The sequence below is a fragment of the Aphanothece microscopica RSMan92 genome (genome assembly GCF_046613545.2).
GTDB lineage: Bacteria > Cyanobacteriota > Cyanobacteriia > PCC-6307 > Cyanobiaceae > NIES-981.
Window position 1 is genome coordinate 1 of record NZ_JBKKKY020000056.1, and the last position, 19,001, is coordinate 19,001.

General features: G+C 53.6%; 15 protein-coding genes. 6 read left to right on the top strand and 9 right to left on the bottom strand.

What is annotated here, in order from left to right; all coding sequences use genetic code 11:
- Nucleotides 1-718: CHASE2 domain-containing protein (locus ACLD7X_RS13115; RefSeq protein ID WP_411424097.1), on the bottom strand; the 718-nt coding region annotated here is incomplete at its 3' end.
- Between the two features lie 389 nt (nucleotides 719-1,107).
- On the opposite strand from ACLD7X_RS13115, the gene ACLD7X_RS13120 reads away from it, so the two are divergent.
- A complete protein-coding gene (locus tag ACLD7X_RS13120; RefSeq protein ID WP_411424098.1) occupies nucleotides 1,108-2,400 on the top strand; it encodes a SpoIIE family protein phosphatase in 1,293 nt (430 codons plus the stop codon).
- Between the two features lie 6 nt (nucleotides 2,401-2,406).
- Here ACLD7X_RS13120 and ACLD7X_RS13125 read toward each other — a convergent pair whose 3' ends face one another.
- From ACLD7X_RS13125 to ACLD7X_RS13150, 6 genes are all read right to left on the bottom strand, one after another.
- Complete coding sequence (locus ACLD7X_RS13125) at nucleotides 2,407-2,817, bottom strand: VOC family protein (RefSeq protein ID WP_411424099.1); 411 nt, start codon at nucleotides 2,815-2,817, stop codon at nucleotides 2,407-2,409.
- 80 nt (nucleotides 2,818-2,897) lie between these two features.
- Nucleotides 2,898-3,293, bottom strand: a complete 396-nt coding sequence (locus ACLD7X_RS13130; protein ID WP_411424100.1) for a Cif family virulence factor — start codon at nucleotides 3,291-3,293, stop codon at nucleotides 2,898-2,900.
- Nucleotides 3,294-3,362: 69 nt separating this feature from the next.
- Nucleotides 3,363-3,791, bottom strand: a complete 429-nt coding sequence (locus tag ACLD7X_RS13135) for a hypothetical protein (protein ID WP_411424101.1) — start codon at nucleotides 3,789-3,791, stop codon at nucleotides 3,363-3,365.
- 65 nt (nucleotides 3,792-3,856) lie between these two features.
- The gene (locus tag ACLD7X_RS13140; RefSeq protein WP_411424102.1) at nucleotides 3,857-5,581 is read right to left on the bottom strand and encodes a thiamine pyrophosphate-binding protein; all 1,725 of its coding nucleotides are present in this window, start codon (nucleotides 5,579-5,581) and stop codon (nucleotides 3,857-3,859) included.
- Nucleotides 5,582-5,591: 10 nt separating this feature from the next.
- Nucleotides 5,592-6,449, bottom strand: coding sequence for a type 1 glutamine amidotransferase domain-containing protein (locus ACLD7X_RS13145; RefSeq protein WP_411424103.1), 858 nt, complete (start codon nucleotides 6,447-6,449; stop codon nucleotides 5,592-5,594).
- 232 nt (nucleotides 6,450-6,681) lie between these two features.
- Entirely contained in the window at nucleotides 6,682-8,391 is a 1,710-nt protein-coding gene (locus tag ACLD7X_RS13150; protein ID WP_411424104.1) for a hypothetical protein, read from the bottom strand.
- Between the two features lie 745 nt (nucleotides 8,392-9,136).
- Here ACLD7X_RS13150 and ACLD7X_RS13155 point away from each other — a divergent pair.
- The 5 genes from ACLD7X_RS13155 to ACLD7X_RS13175 are packed head-to-tail and all read left to right on the top strand — an operon-like array spanning nucleotide 9,137 to nucleotide 14,225.
- Nucleotides 9,137-10,918: an AGE family epimerase/isomerase gene (locus ACLD7X_RS13155; RefSeq protein WP_425625202.1), complete on the top strand. Its 1,782-nt coding sequence runs from the start codon at nucleotides 9,137-9,139 to the stop codon at nucleotides 10,916-10,918.
- Between the two features lie 19 nt (nucleotides 10,919-10,937).
- Nucleotides 10,938-11,270: an STAS domain-containing protein gene (locus ACLD7X_RS13160; RefSeq protein WP_411424106.1), complete on the top strand. Its 333-nt coding sequence runs from the start codon at nucleotides 10,938-10,940 to the stop codon at nucleotides 11,268-11,270.
- A 10-nt stretch (nucleotides 11,271-11,280) separates the two neighbouring features.
- Nucleotides 11,281-13,389, top strand: a complete 2,109-nt coding sequence (gene glgX, locus ACLD7X_RS13165) for a glycogen debranching protein GlgX (protein ID WP_411424107.1) — start codon at nucleotides 11,281-11,283, stop codon at nucleotides 13,387-13,389.
- A gap of 9 nt (nucleotides 13,390-13,398) precedes the next feature.
- The gene (locus ACLD7X_RS13170) at nucleotides 13,399-13,725 is read left to right on the top strand and encodes an STAS domain-containing protein (RefSeq protein ID WP_411424108.1); all 327 of its coding nucleotides are present in this window, start codon (nucleotides 13,399-13,401) and stop codon (nucleotides 13,723-13,725) included.
- A 5-nt stretch (nucleotides 13,726-13,730) separates the two neighbouring features.
- Nucleotides 13,731-14,225 carry an ATP-binding protein gene (locus ACLD7X_RS13175; protein ID WP_411424109.1) on the top strand — a complete coding sequence of 165 codons (495 nt, stop codon included), beginning with the start codon at nucleotides 13,731-13,733 and terminating at the stop codon, nucleotides 14,223-14,225.
- A 15-nt stretch (nucleotides 14,226-14,240) separates the two neighbouring features.
- On the opposite strand, the gene ACLD7X_RS13180 is transcribed toward ACLD7X_RS13175, so the two are convergent.
- A complete protein-coding gene (locus ACLD7X_RS13180; RefSeq protein ID WP_411424110.1) occupies nucleotides 14,241-15,479 on the bottom strand; it encodes a CHAT domain-containing protein in 1,239 nt (412 codons plus the stop codon).
- 86 nt (nucleotides 15,480-15,565) lie between these two features.
- On the bottom strand, nucleotides 15,566-18,664 hold the full coding sequence (locus ACLD7X_RS13185; RefSeq protein WP_411424111.1) for a hypothetical protein: 3,099 nt from the start codon (nucleotides 18,662-18,664) through the stop codon (nucleotides 15,566-15,568).
- Between the last annotated feature and the right edge of the window lie 337 nt (nucleotides 18,665-19,001).

Sequence of the window (19,001 nt, forward strand, 5' to 3'; positions counted from 1 at the left end):
GGTCGCGCAGGGATGGAGCGGTTGTGCCAATCAGGATGATTCGGTTCTTGATCTGGGTGGCTGGAACCTTGCCTGTGAGCAGATCCTGCAGGCTCCAGAGTGGAAACGATCCAAGCCTTCGGTAGGGAAGCATTTGTTGCATACCACCCGCGTCGGCATTGCGGTAACCGCCGGATGCAGGCTGCAACCACTGGGCGTGGGACGTGTCGGCTTCCAGCTGGTCACGCAGGGCCGTGGATCCTGTGGCCACCTCCAGCAGGCGCATGGGGAAGGAGACCATGCGTGGGTCAGTTTGGCCGGCCACATGGACCAAATCGCGCCGTAACGTTGCATCCGGATCAATCAGCAGGTCGTTGTAGGCCTGTCTGTCCGGTGGGGTTCCAGGGATGGCAGGAATCTGCTCAGCCTCATTGAAGATCGATACAAGCTTGGGGCTTTCCTTGTAAAGGTCGTTCAGGCATTGGCGGTTGGCCCCAACACCTTGATCACGGTAGAGATCAAGCCCAATGGCCACACTACCGTCAGCAAGGAGCTTCTTGATTCCTTCGCAAAGGTAGCGATCATCGACCGGCCAGCCATACTGCTTCAGGTCTGATTCTGAAATCCCAATGATTGCTATGGGGTCACTCTCTCCACTGCTCGATCGACGGATCGATGCAACAAAGTCATAAAGCAGGAGATCGATAGACTCTGTAATGCTGCTCTGACCAAGGAGCACCAAGACAGCCGCGGCCCCTCCATAGAAGAGACTGTATCGAGCACCAGCCGTAAGACGCCGCAACCAGGCAGGGCGAAACTTGGGAGCCATGGAGAACCACACGAGAATTCATCAGTTAGTTGGCGCAGTTCTATCTAGGCACTGCGCCGGTGAGCAACCGGTTGTGGACCTGCTCCCAAGGACTCACTCCATCGTTGCAAGCCGTGAGCCTGGAGGCAACGCAACGGCGGCCAAGAACATCAACGTGAGGGTCGGACCATTCCTTGAGACACTGCGCAGGAGTCGTAAGGTGGTTGAACACACACCAAGGAGGCTCATCTGGGCTAAGGGGTGTCCTCTTGATATCCGTTAGGCTCAGGTCAGCTCTCTTGGTCCCTGCGCAGCCATCAATGCAAGACCGCACAACTGACTTCGTTCATCCGGACACGAGGCGGGCAGAGAACTATGAACGACTGATCCGTTTGGCAGGGGAAATCGGAAGAGAGCCGGATCTGGATAGCCTACTTTACAAGATTCTCGAAAAGAGCAGGCCCTGGATTGGCGCCGAGGCATGCTCCATATTCTTGGAAGATAAAAAGACTGGTGAGTTATGCATTAATTCAGCCTATGGCGAAAGCGCTCCGCAGCTCAATGAAATAAGAATTCCTGCCGGTGTCGGGATCGTTGGCAAAGCCATGGAGACCAAATCAATCATACGCGTGGATGATGTCTCGAAAGATCCTCGCTTCTATTCCAAGGTTGATAAAACAACGGGCTGGGTCACGAAGGCCTTGATCGCTGCTCCTCTGCTGGATGGAAACAATTGCATCGGGGTGATCGAATTTCTCAACCCAATCGATCGCCCCAGCTTTGATGAAGAAGACGAAGAAGAAGTGGAGTACTTTGCATCGCTGGTTTCAGCATCCCTCGTCCGAATTCAATCCAATGCGGCAGCCATCGAGCGTGCCCAGGTGCAACGTGACCTGGATCTGGCGCGGGACATGCAGATAGGTATCCTGCCGACCAGGTTCCCAACCCAGGCAGAATTTGCCAATCTTGATCTTTATGCTGCGCTTGATCCAGCCACGGAAGTAAGTGGTGATTTATACGACTTCTTCCCATCCGGAGATGGAAGGCTGTTCTTTCTTGTAGGAGATGTTGCAGGCAAGGGCGTTGCGGCGGGCTTGTTCATGGCGATTGCGCGAACCTTGATCAGATCGACAGCGCGCCAATACAAAGATCCGGTTGAGATCCTGAGCCAGGTGAATGCGCAGCTTTATCCGGAGAATGCGGCCATGCTTTTTGTGACGATCATACTTGGCGTCTACAATCCTGATACTGGAGAGGTCGTCTATGCCCAAGGCGGCCACAACCCAGCGCTATACATTAAAGAGACAGGGTCATGTTGTTATGAAGATCATGGTGGACAGCCACTGGGTGTGTTCAAAGACGCAAGCTTTGTGATGGCCTCTCGGCATTTGGGCAGGGGTGAGACATTCTTCATTTATACAGATGGCATAACAGAGGCCATGAATGAAGACCACGCCCAATACGGAGAAGATCGTCTAAAGGAGACGATCCAGTCCTCAAAATCTCAGTCAGCCAAAGAACTGGTCAACGATGTACTTGCGAATGTTCGAGGCTATGTTGGTGCCGCCGAGCAGTCTGACGACATCACTGTCTTGGCGCTTCGCAGAACTTGAATGGGCTCATGCGTCTGTAAAGCCTTCGCTGATCTCAATGATTCGTCCATCAGGGTCGCGGATCCAGACTGTCTTCCAGCCAGGGATATAGTCATCAAAACTAAGGGGTCCTAAGGTAATGTCAACACCTTGGATGGTCTTCAGCTTTGCATCTACATCGTCGACCTTAAAGGCCAGATGGCGAAAGCCTGGAGCGGTCGGTCCGTCCATGCTGGCCTGAGGCGAGGGCGCTGGGCCATCAGCCTGAAAAAGTTCAAGATAGAAGGCACTGTCGGCCATCTTGATAAAGATGATCTCTCGACCATCCGGTAAGGTGACACTCCTCGTACGTCTGAATCCAAAGTTCTCGGCATACCAAGCTTCTGTCGCGGCTTGGTCAATGCAATTGATGGCAAGCTGTGAAATAATCTGAAGCATTTTCTTTTAAGCTGTCAGTGACAGTGAAGTGCTGGAGAATCCTGAGGCTCTGATGGCCTCAGCCGATTGTTGACGCGAGTTTACGCGACGCTTCCATCGGGATACTGGGTCATCCCAGCGAAGTGAATCTTGATCTTGCCCGACTCATCAAGAACCCAGCTATCTGCAAAGCGCATATGGGCTTCTCCATCGGGAATCTTTAGAGTAATTGCCTCGACAATCATCAGAGTTGTTGGATCTTGAGTCTCAGCCCAAAAAGCAATGTCCGTTTCGAGTCCTTCGATGCCTAGGATCCCCTCAAAATGGGTCTTTAATTCTGTGTGGCCACGGAAGTACTTGGGCACTTTCTCAAAGCTGGATATGAGCAGGGCATCCTCAGAGTATTGGTTGAGAAGACCGTGAATATCCTTGGCTAGAATGAGGCGAATATGCTCTCTATAGAGATCGCCTAATGGGGTCGAGGGGACATTCTTCATGGCAGAATCCGTTAGAAAGGCGAGTCTTTTGATGAAATGATGCGTTCGAGAAGTGACTAGATGACGTGGCTACAGTTTGCAAGAGCCTTCTTCATAGTTCATCCCATTCACAATATATTTGGAAACCTGAAGACCCTTGTCGCTGCGGACCAGCTCCCACGTCTGATCGGCATCCATCATCAGTCTTGTGCTTCTGGCTGCTGGTGGCTTCCAAACACTTGCCTTCCAGTTGACCACGACATGGGCTGTGCAAGTCGAGTCTGTTTGCGAGATGATATCTGCAACTTTCAAAGTATGTATCTCATCGAAGAAGATATCAATGACTGTTGAGTACCAGCCTGCGTAGCCTTCAAAGCCACTGACAGTGGCCTCCGGAAATACCAGCTCAACATCAGAAGTCAACAATGGTCGATAGGATTCCAGCGGGGCGTGGATATCGAGGAGCTGGTACCAGGCACTGGCAAAGGCCCAGATCTCTGGATGGGTGAATGTGCTCATGGGAGTTGTGTTGGGGGTTTTGAAATGGAAACTGTTACCAATTCAGAGGCTAGATGGCTTGTGCTTTACTGTCCACAGTGGACGCCGATGAGTTCTGGGTGCACGTCTCCATCAAGCACAAGGTTGATCAGGTAGGGCTCTGTGCTGTGGATCATGCGGTCAATCGCCGCCTCAACCTGAGAAGGCTTCCAGACTCTCTCACCCTTGACACCCATCGATTCGGCTAGTTGCTCAAAGGATATTTCGGGTGCAGAAAGGTCAAAGCATAGCGGATAGTCGTGTTCAGCTATACCTTGCGCTTGCCAATACTGCTTGATATTGGCCTGGAGAAGTCTGTACGAACGATTTTGGCAAATCACGAACTTGGCGGCAATCCCATGGCGTGCCGCTGTCCAAAGGCATTGGATGGTGTACATACTTCCGCCATCGCCCGATATTCCGATGACTTGCTTGTCTGGATGGGCCAGTTTGATGCCAATGGCTCCAGGCAACCCCGTGCCGAGAGAGCCTCCCCGGGTCCAAAGCTTTTGGCCTGGACGCTGAGCAGGCAAATGCGTTGTTATGGGGGGGGAATTGGTAAGGGCTTCGTCAAACAGAATTGCGGTTGCGTCTAGCTTGCTTGCTAGCTGTTGGAAAAAGAAGCCTGAAGGCATGAATGTGGTCTTGTTGTCATAGGCATCATCGGGAATAGATGGATCCAGATCGTAAATCGTGCTGGTTTGGTTGGTGGCCTGCTGCTTTCTTACTTCATTGGCCTTTTGACGAACAGTGGCTTGGCTTGAGGAACGGTCGTCCCCAAGCTCATGCAGCGAGGCATTCAGCTGCCTGAGGAGCCCCTTGGGATCACCCACTATGGAAAGGTCTACACGATGATTCTTGGCAATGTTGTTGGGATTGGAATCCAAATGATAGACTTTGCAGCCCGGGGTGAATATATCCCCAAGGTTCGGGAATACTTCAGGAAGTAGAAAGCAGCCAACTGCTAAGCACCAATCGGCTGCTTTTGTAATTGGCAGACTATTCTCGCCAAACATGTGCCCGGTGCCTCCGAAGAAGAGAGGATGGTCTTCAGGGAAGTTCACCTCTCCTCCATCAGCCTGATACACCCTGGACCCGCTGGCCTCCGCCAACGCGAGAAGCTCCTCGTGGGCCCCGCTCCAGGCAACCCCATCACCGACAAGGATGATCGGATTCTCCGCCTGTTGCAGCGTCCTGACGATTTCGGCAACATCCCTGCTGTCAGCAGCCTGGGCGATCGAGGGGATGTGGGCAGGATAGATATCCTCAACCACTTCAGCATCCAGGACATCCTGAGGCAGACATAGATAGACAGGGCCGCATGGTGGGGTTGCAGCAACCTTGATGGCCCGACGCACCATCCGCAAGAGGCTGGAGGGATGGCTGACCATGGCCGACCACTTGGTCACCGGCTCAGCCATGGCAACAAGATCGCCGGCCATCTGGGCGTCCATGGCTTGATAGCGAATGCCAGCGTCTCCACCAATCACCACGAGGGGGGCCTGCCCCCTCATGGCTTGGTAGAGGTTGCCGATGGCATTCCCAAGGCCAGGTGTCGAATGGATCTGAACCAACGCAGGTTTGAAGCGTGCTCTTGCATAGCCATCGGCACAAAGAACTGCGATGGACTCCTGCAGGGTGAGGATGTATTTAAGCTCAGGAACAGCCGAGAGTGCATCCAAGAACCCTTGTTCTACAGTGCCCGGATTCCCAAACATGTAGCAGAGGTCATTGGCTACAAACTGCCGCAGAATGGCTTCATGGCCGCGCATGGGATGTCTCCTACCAGCCGTAACGAGTCAACCCTTGCTCAAGCGCCTTAACCATTAATTCTCCAACCAGTGTGGAATCCTGGGTGGAGCGGCCAGTCAGGAACGGATAGTCCAAGATTGTGGAAATCGTGTGTCCGACTCCACCGTGAAACTGACCATCAGGCCCGACAGCATCTCGCAGGATATATTCCAGTGGATAGAAAGGAGGGCCAAAATTTGCCGAAGTATTCATTGGCTGGTCATCGTAGCCATACATTTGAGCGAAGCCAGTGCCATCTTTGTAGTCATATTCACGAGCATGCCCTGTCACATGCTTTCCAGCAATAATGCTCTTGCGATCAGTCCAGTCGCGCGCAAAGGCTAGGCAGGTCACGCAATAGCATTCGGCAGCGATCAGTTTGTTTCGGTCTAAATATCCAAGGATGAGATTGTGTAGGCGCTCATTATTGACCATGTCAACCATTGGGCCGCTCCCTCCAGGCATGAGAAGAGCATCATAGGGATCAACAAAACGCGTCCAAAACTCTTCCCGAGTTTGATAAAACTTCTCTAAGTCATGCCCGAAGTTGCTGCTGTTGAAGTAGGGCATCAAGGGCAACTCCTTCTCAAGGCTGATCGGAGCATCAAGAAGAGAGGAGTCCTCAACCTCCTTGGTTCTCTTGGCAAAATGTGGACTGGTGACGCACTTCCCGAGTGGAGGATCCATATAGGTCTCGTCCATGCTTGGAGGCAAGGCCGGTGGCTTGCGTCCCCGGGGGGTCATGAAGTCAAAGCTATATCCGGCTTGCTTGAGTACATCATAGGGACCGACAAGTTCTTCCCCCCAATATCCCCACTCGGAAAGGACGACAAGGATCTTCTTAGGCATGGGACTCGGGATAGTAATCGAGAGAAGACCATTCACTCAGGCGCGAGACTACAATCCTTGAAAACGGAGAAGGCCTGATGCGATCTCTGCAGTTAGGAGGCGCCAAGGAATGGTTATAGCAAATCTAGGCCGGGATCCAGAGGAGGAGAACTGTCTATAGGAGAAAAGCGGAATCTCATACATATCTCTTAAGGTCGCCCCAGCCTGTGTATCTCCTGATACGACGGTGGGTTTATAGCACTACGTTGACAGAATAGGCACCTGTGTTCATATCCACAACAAACCGATGCCAGCCGGTCCGGGAAGGTTTGAAACTGATGGGCGGTGGATTTCCATGGGAGGTCAGGTGACCATGCTTCTTTAGTTGCTCAAGGGAGGAATCCATGGGCGATGGATTGTTGGGTTCAGACAGTGATGCTCCATATCCATCCAGCTCATAGTCGGCGAATACAAGATGCCAGTCCGAAAGATTGGCTACAAACTTGAATTGATATTCTGAATCAGCATCAAGAAAGATGTAGCGTTCAAAGCGTTCGCCGCCGATTTTCTGCATTCTGTTCTCAGCTTCCTTTGGTGACCAGGCAATCAGTGGTTCGGCAAAACTTCCTACGATGGACAAGGAATCAAGGCCATCAATGCGGTGGAGGCACTGGTTCCCATCAACGCAATGAAGTGAAAAGCGATCGGTATTGAGATCATAGACAAACTGGATTCGGGCATCACGCTGAACCTGAAAGCAGATGTTGGCTTCATTGGGCTTGCCGTGCCATGCCACGCCTTGGATTCCTTGCTCAGAAATATCCCCGATCCAGCAACCGAGTCCCATCGTGTCGAGGAACAGCTCATGGGCGAGACCAAAGTTGATCACATGATCCCCTGCCTTCACATCCAGGGTCAGTTCATAGATGCCATTCTTTCCCTTTGACTCCTGCATGAATGTGGCTTGATTGGTCGGGTCAAACGGAGCACTGTTATGCACGGATCCGAGTAGCTGAACCGAGTCAACCCGATTCAATACTCTGACTTCCGCTCCCCCTTGCAGTGGTTCTACGGTTAACTTCATTCCATCTTCCACGGCCTTTAACCAGAACCGGTATGTTCCATCTTCTGAGACCGCTACTGTTGCTGCAGAGTGAAGGCAGCGTCCGTGACTGCTGCCGAATCCACTGCCTTGGATCAAATCAATCGTCTGATCAGCGTCTGTCTGATCAGCGTCTGGAATTCTCTCCCACATCAGTGCCTTCGAGATCCTTGCATGAGCACTGCTGGGTCGGTTTATCGCGCTGAATCCCTGGTCCTCATCATGATTTCTTGAAATTAAAAACTGATAGACTCCATCTGAACGAAAGTCAATACCTCCATTCTTGCGAAGCTCAACGTCAATGAACCACGAGCCCGATGCGTGGGGCTCGAAACTGCGCGACGGACGACACTCATCAAACTTGCCAAACATGTCTTCCCCATCCCAGACAAACCCATTCAGCTGGAATGATGAGGCCTCATTGACCTGAGCAAATTCCGATACCTGACCCCCGATTATCTTTAGACACGGACTTCTCGTATCGACGGATAACCGATACTCACAGGGCTTGTTGACTTGGAGCGTGATATTCCGTCCAGCTTCACCCCAAGCTGACTCAACGAGTCTGATCAACCCATGGGATATATCCTCATCGGCAGCCTTCTTGAAGACTCTGCTCGGGTTGTGGTTGCCAACAAACCGGAAATTATAGATACCATTGCCATGTCGGCCCCCGCGTGGATGCAGAAAGAAGGTCTGCCACCATTCACCACGATGCCCATCCCAGATCATGTCGTTGGCTTGACAGAAGGGGTTCCAGCGATTCCGATGCGAGTGAACCGTTCCTAGAATCGACAGGCTTTCAACACTTTCACAGTCAAGATGACTTGAGCTATGAACGGGAAACGACAGCACGAGCATTATAAGTAACCTAAGCCCCAAGTCTTTGGGGGCATTTGGAATGGTTTGGCAGACGGACGCTAATTCTTCAGATTTTTGCTACGAACTATTTCACGTTGTGGCGGATCTGTCTGACCGGTTCCGTGGCTGAAGCTCATCCACTCCTGCAATCCTGCGGTTTCTGCGCGCCCTGGCCGTCGCTCAGCCTCTGTGTGATCGGGGTCCCGTGCTTCCCGCGCTTTCAGAGGGATACTCCGCCTCGGGTCTGGAGGCTTCAGTGGGAGGGAGTGGGAGGGCGCGGATCGGGACGTTCATCCTTCTGCTGCCAAGGAGAGGTCTGATGCCAAGGCGAGGTCTGACAGCTCCAGTGTGGTCCCTAACAGTGATCCAAAGAGTGGGATCGCAGACATACTCTTCAGCCCGGATCTCATTCTTACCCTTTGTGTCAGGATGCCCCACTTGTGGCCCCTGCTGTAGCGCATAACAGCACCAAGGGTCACAATGGTGGTCAAGCCATGCTGATCCTTTCCCTAGCCTCCGACAGCTGCGACCGCTGTGTAGCTCAGCTGCTAGCTACAGCTTGAACTCCTTTTGACATTCATCAGCATCGCGGGACCGAAGCAAGGTGGTGGGTCCAGGTGACCCTGCCTAGCCCCATGGTGAACATTCCATCGTTGCCCAGCCAGTCCAACCTCTCCCCTTCAGCAAGCCAACGGCCATGAATTCATTAGACTTTACATTCTCAGATCTTATCTCAGGCTATGTCATGGCCTACGACCCTGTGGGTCGAACCATTGATCTGAACACCTCCGATGGCAGGCCGTATCGGGCCCTGCTCACCGCCAATACCTATGCCCGCCAAACGCAGAACATCAGTGAGGGATGGATCGATTGCGGAGGACAGCTTGAGCAGCTGTTGGCCAAAGGCAGAATCGTCTTCCTGTATGGAACATATTTCCCAGAGCGGGAGGTCAGCTTTGAAGTTAACTATATCGTCTTTGCCGGATCAGACGGAGATTCATATCGCTATGCCGACCAAGGTTGGTGGATTGACCAGGTGGACTCAATTGCATCGTCATATCTCAAGTGGCAATTCGACTATCCTAGCCAAGAGATAGACTATGCCAACTATCGTACGCTGATCAATCTTACCGGTGCAAAAGCAACGGGGGATTATCTGCAAGAGACGGATACCATTTCCCGGATGGTGTATGGCATGGCGTCAGCCTACATGCTGACCGGCAAGGATGAATTCCTGGAGGCGGCAGAAAAGGGTACTGAGTATCTACGCGACAAAATGCGGTTTGTTGACTCTGACACTGGTTTGATCTATTGGTATCATGGCATGAAGGTGGGCAGCGGAGGCCAGGAGCAAAAGCTTTTGGTTTCTGAGTTTGGAGATGACTATGACTGTATCCCGGCCTATGAGCAAATCTATGCTTTAGCCGGTCCCATCCAAACCTATCGCCTTACTGGTGACCCAAGGATCCTGGAGGATGCAGAAAAGACAGTTGAACTCTTTCATACCTATTATCGTGATAACGAGAAGGGAGGATATTACTCACATGTCCATGCTGTAACCCTCAGCCCCCACGAGGAGTCTTTGGGGAGAAACAAGGCCAAGAAGAACTGGAATTCAGTCGGAGACCACGCTCCCGCCTATCTCATCAATCTGTGGCTAGCCACACAGCAGCAACAATACCTCGACATGCTCGAGGAGACATTCGATACGATTACTGAGCACTTTCCAGATTACGATTCTAGTCCATTCGTCCAGGAGAAGTTCTTTGATGACTGGTCCAAGGATCAAGAGTGGGGTTGGCAGCAAAACCGTGCTGTAGTTGGCCACAACTTGAAAATCGCATGGAACCTCATGCGTTTTCAGGGTGTGTTACCCAAACAAGAGTATTTGGACTTGGCCACCAAGATTGCTGAGTTGATGCCTCAGCATGGCTATGATAAGCAGCGGTTTGGTTGGTACGATGTTGTAGAGCGTGTTAAACAGCCTGGGCAGCAGTTTCATCGCTTTGCATGGCACGACCGTAAGGCTTGGTGGCAGCAAGAGCAGGGAATCCTTGCTTATCTTATCCTTCAAGGACATATACCCACGGAAGAAAGCTATAAGAAGTATGCCGATGAGTCGTCAGCCTTTTATAATGCCTTCTTCCTTGATCAAAATGACGGCGCTGTTTATTTCAATGTTCTCGCCAATGGGGTGCCCTATTTGCTTGGTACAGAGCGCTTCAAAGGTAGTCACTCCATGAGTGCCTACCACTCTACTGAGCTCTGTTTCCTTTCCACGGTCTATATTGATCTACTGATTGAGAAGCGGCCTCTTGACCTTTACTTCAAGCCCCACCCCAACGGGTACTTGAACAGACGGCTCTTTGTCTCACCTGACATCCTGCCACCCAAAAGTGTCGTTATCTCAGCCTGTGAGATCGATGGACAACCATATCATGACTTTGATGCGGACCAGCTGTTTGTGACTCTGCCATCCACTAATCAGCGCATCAAAGTAAAAGTTACGCTTACCCCCTGTTCTTGAGAACTTACAAGCCGCTGCCATGAGCCTGAAACTTAGCGAGACAACAGCCAATGGCTGGCAAGTCATTGGTGTTGCCGGATCAGTTGACTCAAAGACTGTGAATGAACTTCGAGACTTTCTTGATGAGCATGTTAAGGGAGGCAATCCAGTTGTGCTGGATCTTGCTGAAGTTCCCTTCATGTCCAGTGCCGGATTGAGAACTCTCCTCACGCTTCACCGTCAGACTCAGGAGCTAGGCGTTTCCTTGGCACTTGTTGGCTTGCGCCAGGAAATTGCCGATACGATGAAAGTCACGGGTTTTTTCCAATACTTTACTGTCTTTAGCTCCTTGTCTGATCTTCCACCTCAATAGGTTTAAGTATATGCTAGATCGTATTGATCTTCTCCCAACAGACCAGATTTCGGGTTACAAGGTCAGACCTGGTAAGCCTTTGCCTTTTGGCGTTTCGCATGTTCCAAATGGCCTTAACTTTTCCCTGTATACGAGTGCTGGAATTGCTTGCACACTCGTTTTGTTTAGAAGGGGAGAGCCAGCGCCATTTGCCGAGATTGAATTTCCGCCGGAATACCGAATTGGGGATGTATTCTGCATCGTTGTATTTGACTTAGACTACGAAGATCTGGAATACGGCTTCAGAGTTGATGGTCCTTTCAATCCTGCCAATGGTGACAGGTTTGATCGAACCAAAATCCTGATGGATCCCTATGCCCGTCTCATCTCAGGAAGAGATGTCTGGGGCAAACAGCCCGACTGGGGGAATGAGATCTATCCTTATCGAGCGAGAGTCTCTTTCGATGACTTTGACTGGGAAGGCGATCGCCCTTTGGAGCTTCCACACCAAGATCTCGTGATTTATGAAGCCCACGTCCGTGGCTTTACCAAGTCATCATCTTCTAGTGTTGAGCATCCCGGGACCTATGCAGGGCTTGTCGAAAAGATTCCTTATTTGAAGAGTTTGGGTATCAATGCAATTGAGCTGATGCCCGTCTTCGAGTTCGATGAGTTTGAGAACTCCCGAGTTCATCCCGACTCGGGAGAGCAACTATTCAACTACTGGGGCTACAGCACCTTAGGCTTCTTTGCTCCCAAGGCCGCCTTCGCTGCTACTGGCATGTATGGGATGCAGGTCGATGAGTTTAAGCAGTGTGTGAAGCAGCTGCATGCAGCTGGGATTGAGGTCATCTTGGATGTTGTATTTAATCATACTGCCGAAGGTAATGAACAAGGCCCTACGCTCTGCTTTAAGGGGCTAGATAATAAGATCTATTATATGCTCACTCCTGAGGGCTATTACTTTAACTTCAGCGGAACAGGCAATACGCTTAATTGCAACAATCCAATTGTTCGTGCCCTGGTTCTGGATTGCCTGCGCTATTGGGCATCCGAGTATCATATCGATGGCTTCCGTTTCGATCTTGCCTCGATTCTTGGTCGTGACCCTTGGGGAGCCCCGCTTGCCAATCCTCCCCTTCTCGAGTCACTGGCGTTTGATCCGATTCTCTCTTCCTGCAAGCTGATAGCCGAAGCTTGGGATGCTGGTGGGCTTTACCAGGTGGGCACCTTTCCCGCTTTTGGCCGCTGGGCTGAGTGGAACGGAAAGTACCGAGACTGTGTTCGACGCTTTCTGAAGGGTGACCACGGCATGGTTGGTGACTTTGCACAGCGAATTCAGGGTTCTCCGGATTTGTACCTAGCGAGTGGGCGTGCACCGGCAACTTCCATCAATTTTGTGACTTGCCATGACGGCTTCACCCTGGCCGATCTTGTTTCCTTCAATGACAAGCACAACTTTGCCAATGGAGAAGGAAATCAAGATGGCGGCAATGATAACCACAGCTGGAACTGTGGCGCAGAGGGTTGGACCGATAACCCCTCCATCCTTGCCTTACGCACCCGGCAGATGATGAATGCGTTTGCCCTGCTGCTGACCTCGAGGGGGGTGCCGATGTTCGTCATGGGTGATGAGTTCGGTCGTTCCCAGCAGGGCAACAACAATGCCTACTGTATCGATTCTCCCCTGTCCTGGATTGACTGGTCTCTTCTGCAGTCCAACAGTGCATTGCACGACTATGTCTCCTCCTTGATTGCGTTCCGTCACGCCCATCCCTCATTGCGCGTCAATTCTTTTGCCAGTTCCATGACTCTCGACGGGGTGCCATCATCCAGCTTTCACGGCACCCTCCCCTGGTCTCCCGATTGGTCAGATGGCTCTTGCCAGATTGCTTGGATGTTCAGTTCCGACGTACCCCGGAATTCGACTGAACCCTCAGGAGCTGACACCGTCTATGTGATTGCCAACATGGCCCACTACGCCAGTTGGTTCGAACTCCCGCAGATTGCCTCAGGGAAATCTTGGCGGATCTGCTTTAATACGGCAGATCCCGCGGGTCCGACCTTCCCTGACCAACCACCTTTGCAGTCTCAGGGATTACTCGTCGGTGAGCGTTCGGTCGTCGTCTTTTCACTCTGATTCCTGATCATGCCCCTCTCTATCAATGTCGATCCCCAGGTTACCCATGTATCCCTTCATCTTGAAGGTGAGGTTGACTCAAAGTCCGCGCCAGAGCTCCTGGATGCCTTGACAAAGATTGGTCTTGCGGAGCTTGCCGAGCTGCGTATCCATGCCATGCAGCTCACCTTCATGAGCAGTGCAGGTCTTCGTGCGCTTGTCTTCGCCAAGCAGAAAATGCCGCATACATCGCGCTTGATCTTCATCGGAGGCAGTGATGAGATCAAAGAGGTCATTGAACGTACTGGCCTGGGTAGTGCTGTGCTGATGGTTGACACAGATTCGGAGCTCGACTGAACTCCATGAACAACGATCTGGGCCCTTCCTCTTCCCAGCCGTCCCTAGAGCTCCCTGCCACTATGGACAGCTGGGACCAGCTGATGGCCTTTGCTCGACTTCATGCTGAGGCAGCAATCACCGACTCCTCTCGCGTCTACAAGCTGATGTTGGCTGTTGAGGAGCTTCTTTCCAACATCATGCGTTCCGCCTCAGGCGTTGGGGGGGGATCGCATCCCGATGACGATTCCCTTTGCCCAGTCATCCGGATTTCCTTCAGACGTGGGGCGAGCACTGCTTCGCCACCTCTTGAGATGTTGACCATCTCCATTGAAGATTCCTGCCCAGCCTTTGATCCTCACCTTGAATCCATTCCAGCCTCAATTGCTGATTCACCCATTGAGACGAGACAGATTGGTGGGCTGGGGTTGTTCTTAGTCAAATCATCCGTTGATCAGGTTGACTATCAGTTCAAGGACGGTCGCAACCAATATCTTCTTTCGATGGTTTGTGATTCATGAACTGCTGTTAAGCCCTTACCAAGGTACGCCAAGGAGTTCAATGCCACTCCAAAAGAATGGATGCTCTAGCCCTTTGGCAACCCTTTGCTGCTGCTCTGTAGTTAAATCCGTCAGTAGCACGCTACCATCTGCGGCAAAAATCTTGTCGGCATCCCTGTGTAGTGTGCCCTCAATAAGTGCCTTTCTCGTGGCTTGCATCGCTTCTGCTTTCGGTAATCCAGCGTTCAGATAGCGATAAAACTGAAGGAAGAAGGCTGACGTTGCAACATCATCGACGTACCACAGGGATCCAATGGCACTGCGTGCACCAGCTTGAAGGGCCAGCCCGGCAAAGCCAAGTTCACTGTCCTGGTCACCCAGGGCTGTTCTGCAGGCACTCAGTGCGAAAAGTTCAATGGGATCGTCTTTTCGGCGTTGCCGTAAATCGGCGAAGCTGTTGAGAGAGATGCTCCCTGTACCAGCGTAAATCCTGGCTTTGTCTGGTCCACCTGGCAGGAACTCGGCATGGGTGGCTACATGCACATATTGGTACTTGTCTTGAACAGCTTGATCTAAGAGCAGTTTGGGCGTGAACTCCTGGTTGAGGAAGCGTTCAACGCCTCCTCGATTTTCAAGACCATTCAGCTCCTGCGTGACCAAGGGAAGAGGCGCCAGATCCGTGAACTTGGACGCCCCGGCTGCCATCATCCTTCCCCTCTTCTGACTTGGTGGCGCCAGAGATGTAAGCTGCAGTGATGGTGTGATGGAGAAAGCAAATCTTTCCCCCATATATTGTTTGCCATCGTGAAGCGCGGCGAAAGGAACGGCCTGTAGGCCCCTTTCCGCCGCGATCACCAGTGTCGTTATCTTTTGACGCTCTAATTCTTCGGCCAGAGGCCCCAGCATCACGCTAAAGAGACGCCTTGTCGGTGAGGCGGGATCCTCTGCGTTCAGGTCTTCCTGACGTGCTAACTGACGGTAGAATAGTTTAAGATCTTCTTGTAGTTCACCCTTCCGAACGGCCACTCTCCTGCCGAAGGGCTCTCCTGTCTGTGTGACCAGAACGAGATCAAGAAATGCATCCTGACTCTTCTCCTCGGATGTTGGCTCGCCACCTTGCTGTTGACCTCCAGGCTCGTTGGCTGGGGCACTGAAGCTGAGCGACAGGATGGCTGGGTTGTAGTCGGATGCCCTGAAGCCTGTCTCCGCTCCTTCGGAAGGCTGAAGCTCCCTGGCGCCGGCAGGCCATGGCTGCACGAGTGCAATGAGGGCCAAGCTGGAGACCACCACAGATCTTCGGTGACTTCTATCCCGCCGCCTGGCTTCGTGGCCCTTGTTCTTGTCCTGACGTCTCAACCAGCTCACGGTTGCTGCCCCCCACGAATCGCCCGTGTCGCCTGGCGCAGAGCTTCCTGCAAGGTCTTGGTATCAATGGCATCCGGTGCCCCGGGGGGAGGTTCCACCTCATTCACGGTGTTCTGGGTGTCCTGGGTCCTTGTGTTGTCGCCGATCTGGATGGCCTTCAGGGCCTGCTCGGGAGTCATGGTTTCGATCAGCAATTCCGCGGGAAGCCCTTCACCGGTTTCGCCGTTGTCGGCCTCCTGGAAGAGGGTAAAGATGGGATTGGTGATGTTGTCCAACACCGCCGGTGTTCCGTTGCCATTCTGTGTATCTTGTTGCTGGTTCGTTGTGATGGCAGTGGACGGAAAGAATATCTTTTGAAATAGAACGGAATCCTCGGCCTTTGGTGTCGGCGTTGGGGTTGGCGTTGGGGTTGGCGTGGGGGTTGGCGTTGGAGTGGGAGTGGGGGTTGGCGTTGGAGTGGGAGTGGGGGTTGGAGTTGGAGTGGGAGTGGGGGTTGGAGTTGGCGTGGGAGTGGGGGTTGGAGTTGGCGTGGGAGTGGGGGTTGGAGTTGGCGTGGGAGTGGGGGTTGGAGTTGGCGTGGGAGTGGGGGTTGGCGTGGGGGTTGGCGTTGGAGTGGGAGTGGGAGTGGGGGTTGGAGTGGGTGGAGTAATGATGGTTGGAGCCTCGACGGTGTACGCCACCGAGTTGAAGGGCTGCTCTCCTAAATCGATGAAGCCCGCGGGCAGGGTGGTGTTGAGGAAACTGGAGAACTGCGGATCAAAGGCCTGCGCTACGAGGATCTGGAAGCGCTCGCTTGCGCCATAGGCAACGCTGGAGGTCACCGTCAGACTTCCGCCCAACTCAGCGATTCCATTGGGGACGACGAGGCGACTTGACGGCACACCCACGTCAACAATGAGGTTGCTCGTGTCGGCGAGGGTCAACCTATCGGTTGCAATGGACAGTTCGCCGATGGGCTCGATGCGTCCTGCATTGTTGAAGACAGTCTGGGGCGCATTTCCGTTGGAAAGCAATGAAACGAGACCACTGCCTCTTATGGTGCCGGTCGTTGTATTGGCCGCGCTCAGGTCGTTTCGTGACGAAATGATGGTGAGGGCATTTCCAATTCCGGGAAGATCGATCGTGCCTGTATTGGTGAACAGATCGGCATTGATGTCAATCTGTCCTAATGGCTCGATCAGACCTGAATTCAAAAAACTTGTCTGACCGGGATTCTGCGACCCAAGCAACGTGATTGACCCTTCCCCCCTCAGGATTCCCTGGTTCTCGACAAAGCCAAGTCCATCGGGAGGATTCAGCGTGAGGCCGGCATCCTGACCACCCAGGCTGAGGGTGCCACTGCTGATGAATTCTCCTGCCGTGACCTGGGCACCATTGCCGATGGCCAGCGTTGCTCCGGGGCTGATCTGCAATGGCAGTGCCAGACCATCGGTGGCAACCAACAAGCTGCCTGATCTCAGCTGTTTGGCCGCGGGGCCTCGGATGTTCAAGACGCCCTCGATGTTCCAATTGCCACCAGCTCCCAGTTCGACATCACCGGAGATCCAATTGACACTTGCAGGAGGCTGCGAAGAGCCCTGAGGTCTCATTTGGACAACCAACTGCCCTCCTGAACTATTTCTAATTGCTGTGCCTGGTACGTCGATATTGATGTTGTTCGTTGCCCTGAGGTCCAGGAGTGTCCCAGTGCTGTCTATCTCAGGGCTGCTTCCTGGGGATCGCACAATCGGAGCGGCAATCGTAATGTCTCCCAGATCGCCTGGAATATCTACAAAGGTCTCAATGTTGTTAATAAATACATGGATTCCATTTGTGAGGGCCGTGTTGATGAGGCTGACGTCGATGAATGAGGATGTATCGCCGTCGTCAGGGGAATAGACGACTCCGATCTCGCTGGGGCTTTCAATTGCATTGATCAATCCACCATCTGCGGGCACGTCCTGTGCAATGGTGATGTCCACGGGATCGATCAGCCAGCTGCCCGGCTGACCCGCAGGCGCTGATGCATCCGGCGTCTGCGTGACCTGCAGTCTTCCCCCGGACGTTTCGATGAACCCCCCATCGCCTCCAGCCGGGCCTCCGCGTGCCGAGAGATGGCCCTCCACGAGTGTCACGTCGTTGGAGAAGGTGATCACCTTGCCGCCGTCGCCTTGACGCAGCGCGTCGGCGCGAAGCTGGCTGGCACCATCCAGCCACAGCGTGCGGGCATTGGGCACTGCCGGGTTGGCACCTTGCTGATCGCCGCCCACCAGGATCTCCCCGCCCCCGGTGGCGCCACTGGCCTCGACCTGGCTGGATCTCAAGGCCACATCCCCCCCGGTGATTCTGGCCTGGCCGCCACGCCCACGGTCCGTGGAGACATCGATCAGGGCGTCGTTCAGGATCACCCTCTCCCCGCGAATCCCGGCCTTCCCGCCGGGGACAGCCAGGCTGGCCTGCTCAACCAGGAGATGGCCCCCCTGGGCGTCCAGCAGCAGCTCCTCTTTGATCGTGAGCAGGCCCCCCGAGAGCGTGAGGTCCCCGTTGCGCTCCAGGCCCAGTCGGGCCAGTTCCATGGCATCGCTCCGCAGGGATCCCCAGGACGCCTGAATCGATCCGTTGAGCCTGGAGGCCTCTGCCGCGGTAGTGGAGAGGGCCTCGAAGTAGTTCTGCCCCACCTTGATCCCTGTGGCGGTGCCAAGGGTGAGCCGCTCCACATTGCGGAATCCCCCCTTGGCACCCACCTGAATGCCACCAGGCGAGAGGATGTAGAGCCCTGCGGGCTTGTCGAGGATCACCGGCACGTCGATGAAACTGCCGCGTCCACTGATCACTCCCATCAGAACATTCTGATGATTGGAGGTGTCGATCGACACGCCCTTGATCTTGCCCCTGGCATCAAAACTCGAGAACCGGTGAAACAGGTTTCGGCCTGATGATGTTCCTCCGCTGACGGCACACAGACCCGAGCTGCAACTGCCACCGCGGACACCATTCACCGCGCTACCCAGGCTTCGGGAGCCGGTTGTGGCTCGAATCTCTCCGGCCTGGCCTCCCGGGGCGTTGAGAAGCAGGGCGATCGCTCCGGCGCTGCCCAAGCCCAGGACGGTGCGCATCCCCCACAGGACCCTGTCGGGTCCGGCCGATCTGTGGTCCGAAGGGTAAGGATCGGCCAGAACTGGCACGGGACGATGCTCCTTCGTGATCCAGGAAGGATAGGCCGCACCTTGAAGCCTGCAGCTGTTGGTGAGGCATGTGATGTGGCACAGGCCTTCCGTTCAGAAATCAGCACCCCACTAGTGTTCACAGCTGCATCCCCCATGCTTCTGCCGGGTGGTCCCCGGGGCGGATGACCACTGCATGCTGAACCTGCTGCTCGCCCAACTGGTTGCCCCGCCTCTGCAGCAGGGACCTGTCCGCCTCCCCGCCCAGGAACGACAGCCGCTGCCCAGG

What these genes read in the sequence shown, in the direction of transcription:
- ACLD7X_RS13125 (WP_411424099.1), bottom strand. Translation starts at nt 2,817, where the DNA reads ATGCTTCAGATTATTTCACAGCTTGCCATCAATTGCATTGACCAAGCC.
- ACLD7X_RS13175 (WP_411424109.1), top strand. Translation starts at nt 13,731, where the DNA reads ATGAACAACGATCTGGGCCCTTCCTCTTCCCAGCCGTCCCTAGAGCTC.
- ACLD7X_RS13145 (WP_411424103.1), bottom strand. Translation starts at nt 6,449, where the DNA reads ATGCCTAAGAAGATCCTTGTCGTCCTTTCCGAGTGGGGATATTGGGGG.
- ACLD7X_RS13140 (WP_411424102.1), bottom strand. Translation starts at nt 5,581, where the DNA reads ATGCGCGGCCATGAAGCCATTCTGCGGCAGTTTGTAGCCAATGACCTC.
- ACLD7X_RS13130 (WP_411424100.1), bottom strand. Translation starts at nt 3,293, where the DNA reads ATGAAGAATGTCCCCTCGACCCCATTAGGCGATCTCTATAGAGAGCAT.
- ACLD7X_RS13170 (WP_411424108.1), top strand. Translation starts at nt 13,399, where the DNA reads ATGCCCCTCTCTATCAATGTCGATCCCCAGGTTACCCATGTATCCCTT.
- ACLD7X_RS13155 (WP_425625202.1), top strand. Translation starts at nt 9,137, where the DNA reads ATGGCCTACGACCCTGTGGGTCGAACCATTGATCTGAACACCTCCGAT.
- glgX (WP_411424107.1), top strand. Translation starts at nt 11,281, where the DNA reads ATGCTAGATCGTATTGATCTTCTCCCAACAGACCAGATTTCGGGTTAC.
- ACLD7X_RS13120 (WP_411424098.1), top strand. Translation starts at nt 1,108, where the DNA reads ATGCAAGACCGCACAACTGACTTCGTTCATCCGGACACGAGGCGGGCA.
- ACLD7X_RS13135 (WP_411424101.1), bottom strand. Translation starts at nt 3,791, where the DNA reads ATGAGCACATTCACCCATCCAGAGATCTGGGCCTTTGCCAGTGCCTGG.
- ACLD7X_RS13185 (WP_411424111.1), bottom strand. Translation starts at nt 18,664, where the DNA reads ATGCGCACCGTCCTGGGCTTGGGCAGCGCCGGAGCGATCGCCCTGCTT.
- ACLD7X_RS13150 (WP_411424104.1), bottom strand. Translation starts at nt 8,391, where the DNA reads ATGCTCGTGCTGTCGTTTCCCGTTCATAGCTCAAGTCATCTTGACTGT.
- ACLD7X_RS13160 (WP_411424106.1), top strand. Translation starts at nt 10,938, where the DNA reads ATGAGCCTGAAACTTAGCGAGACAACAGCCAATGGCTGGCAAGTCATT.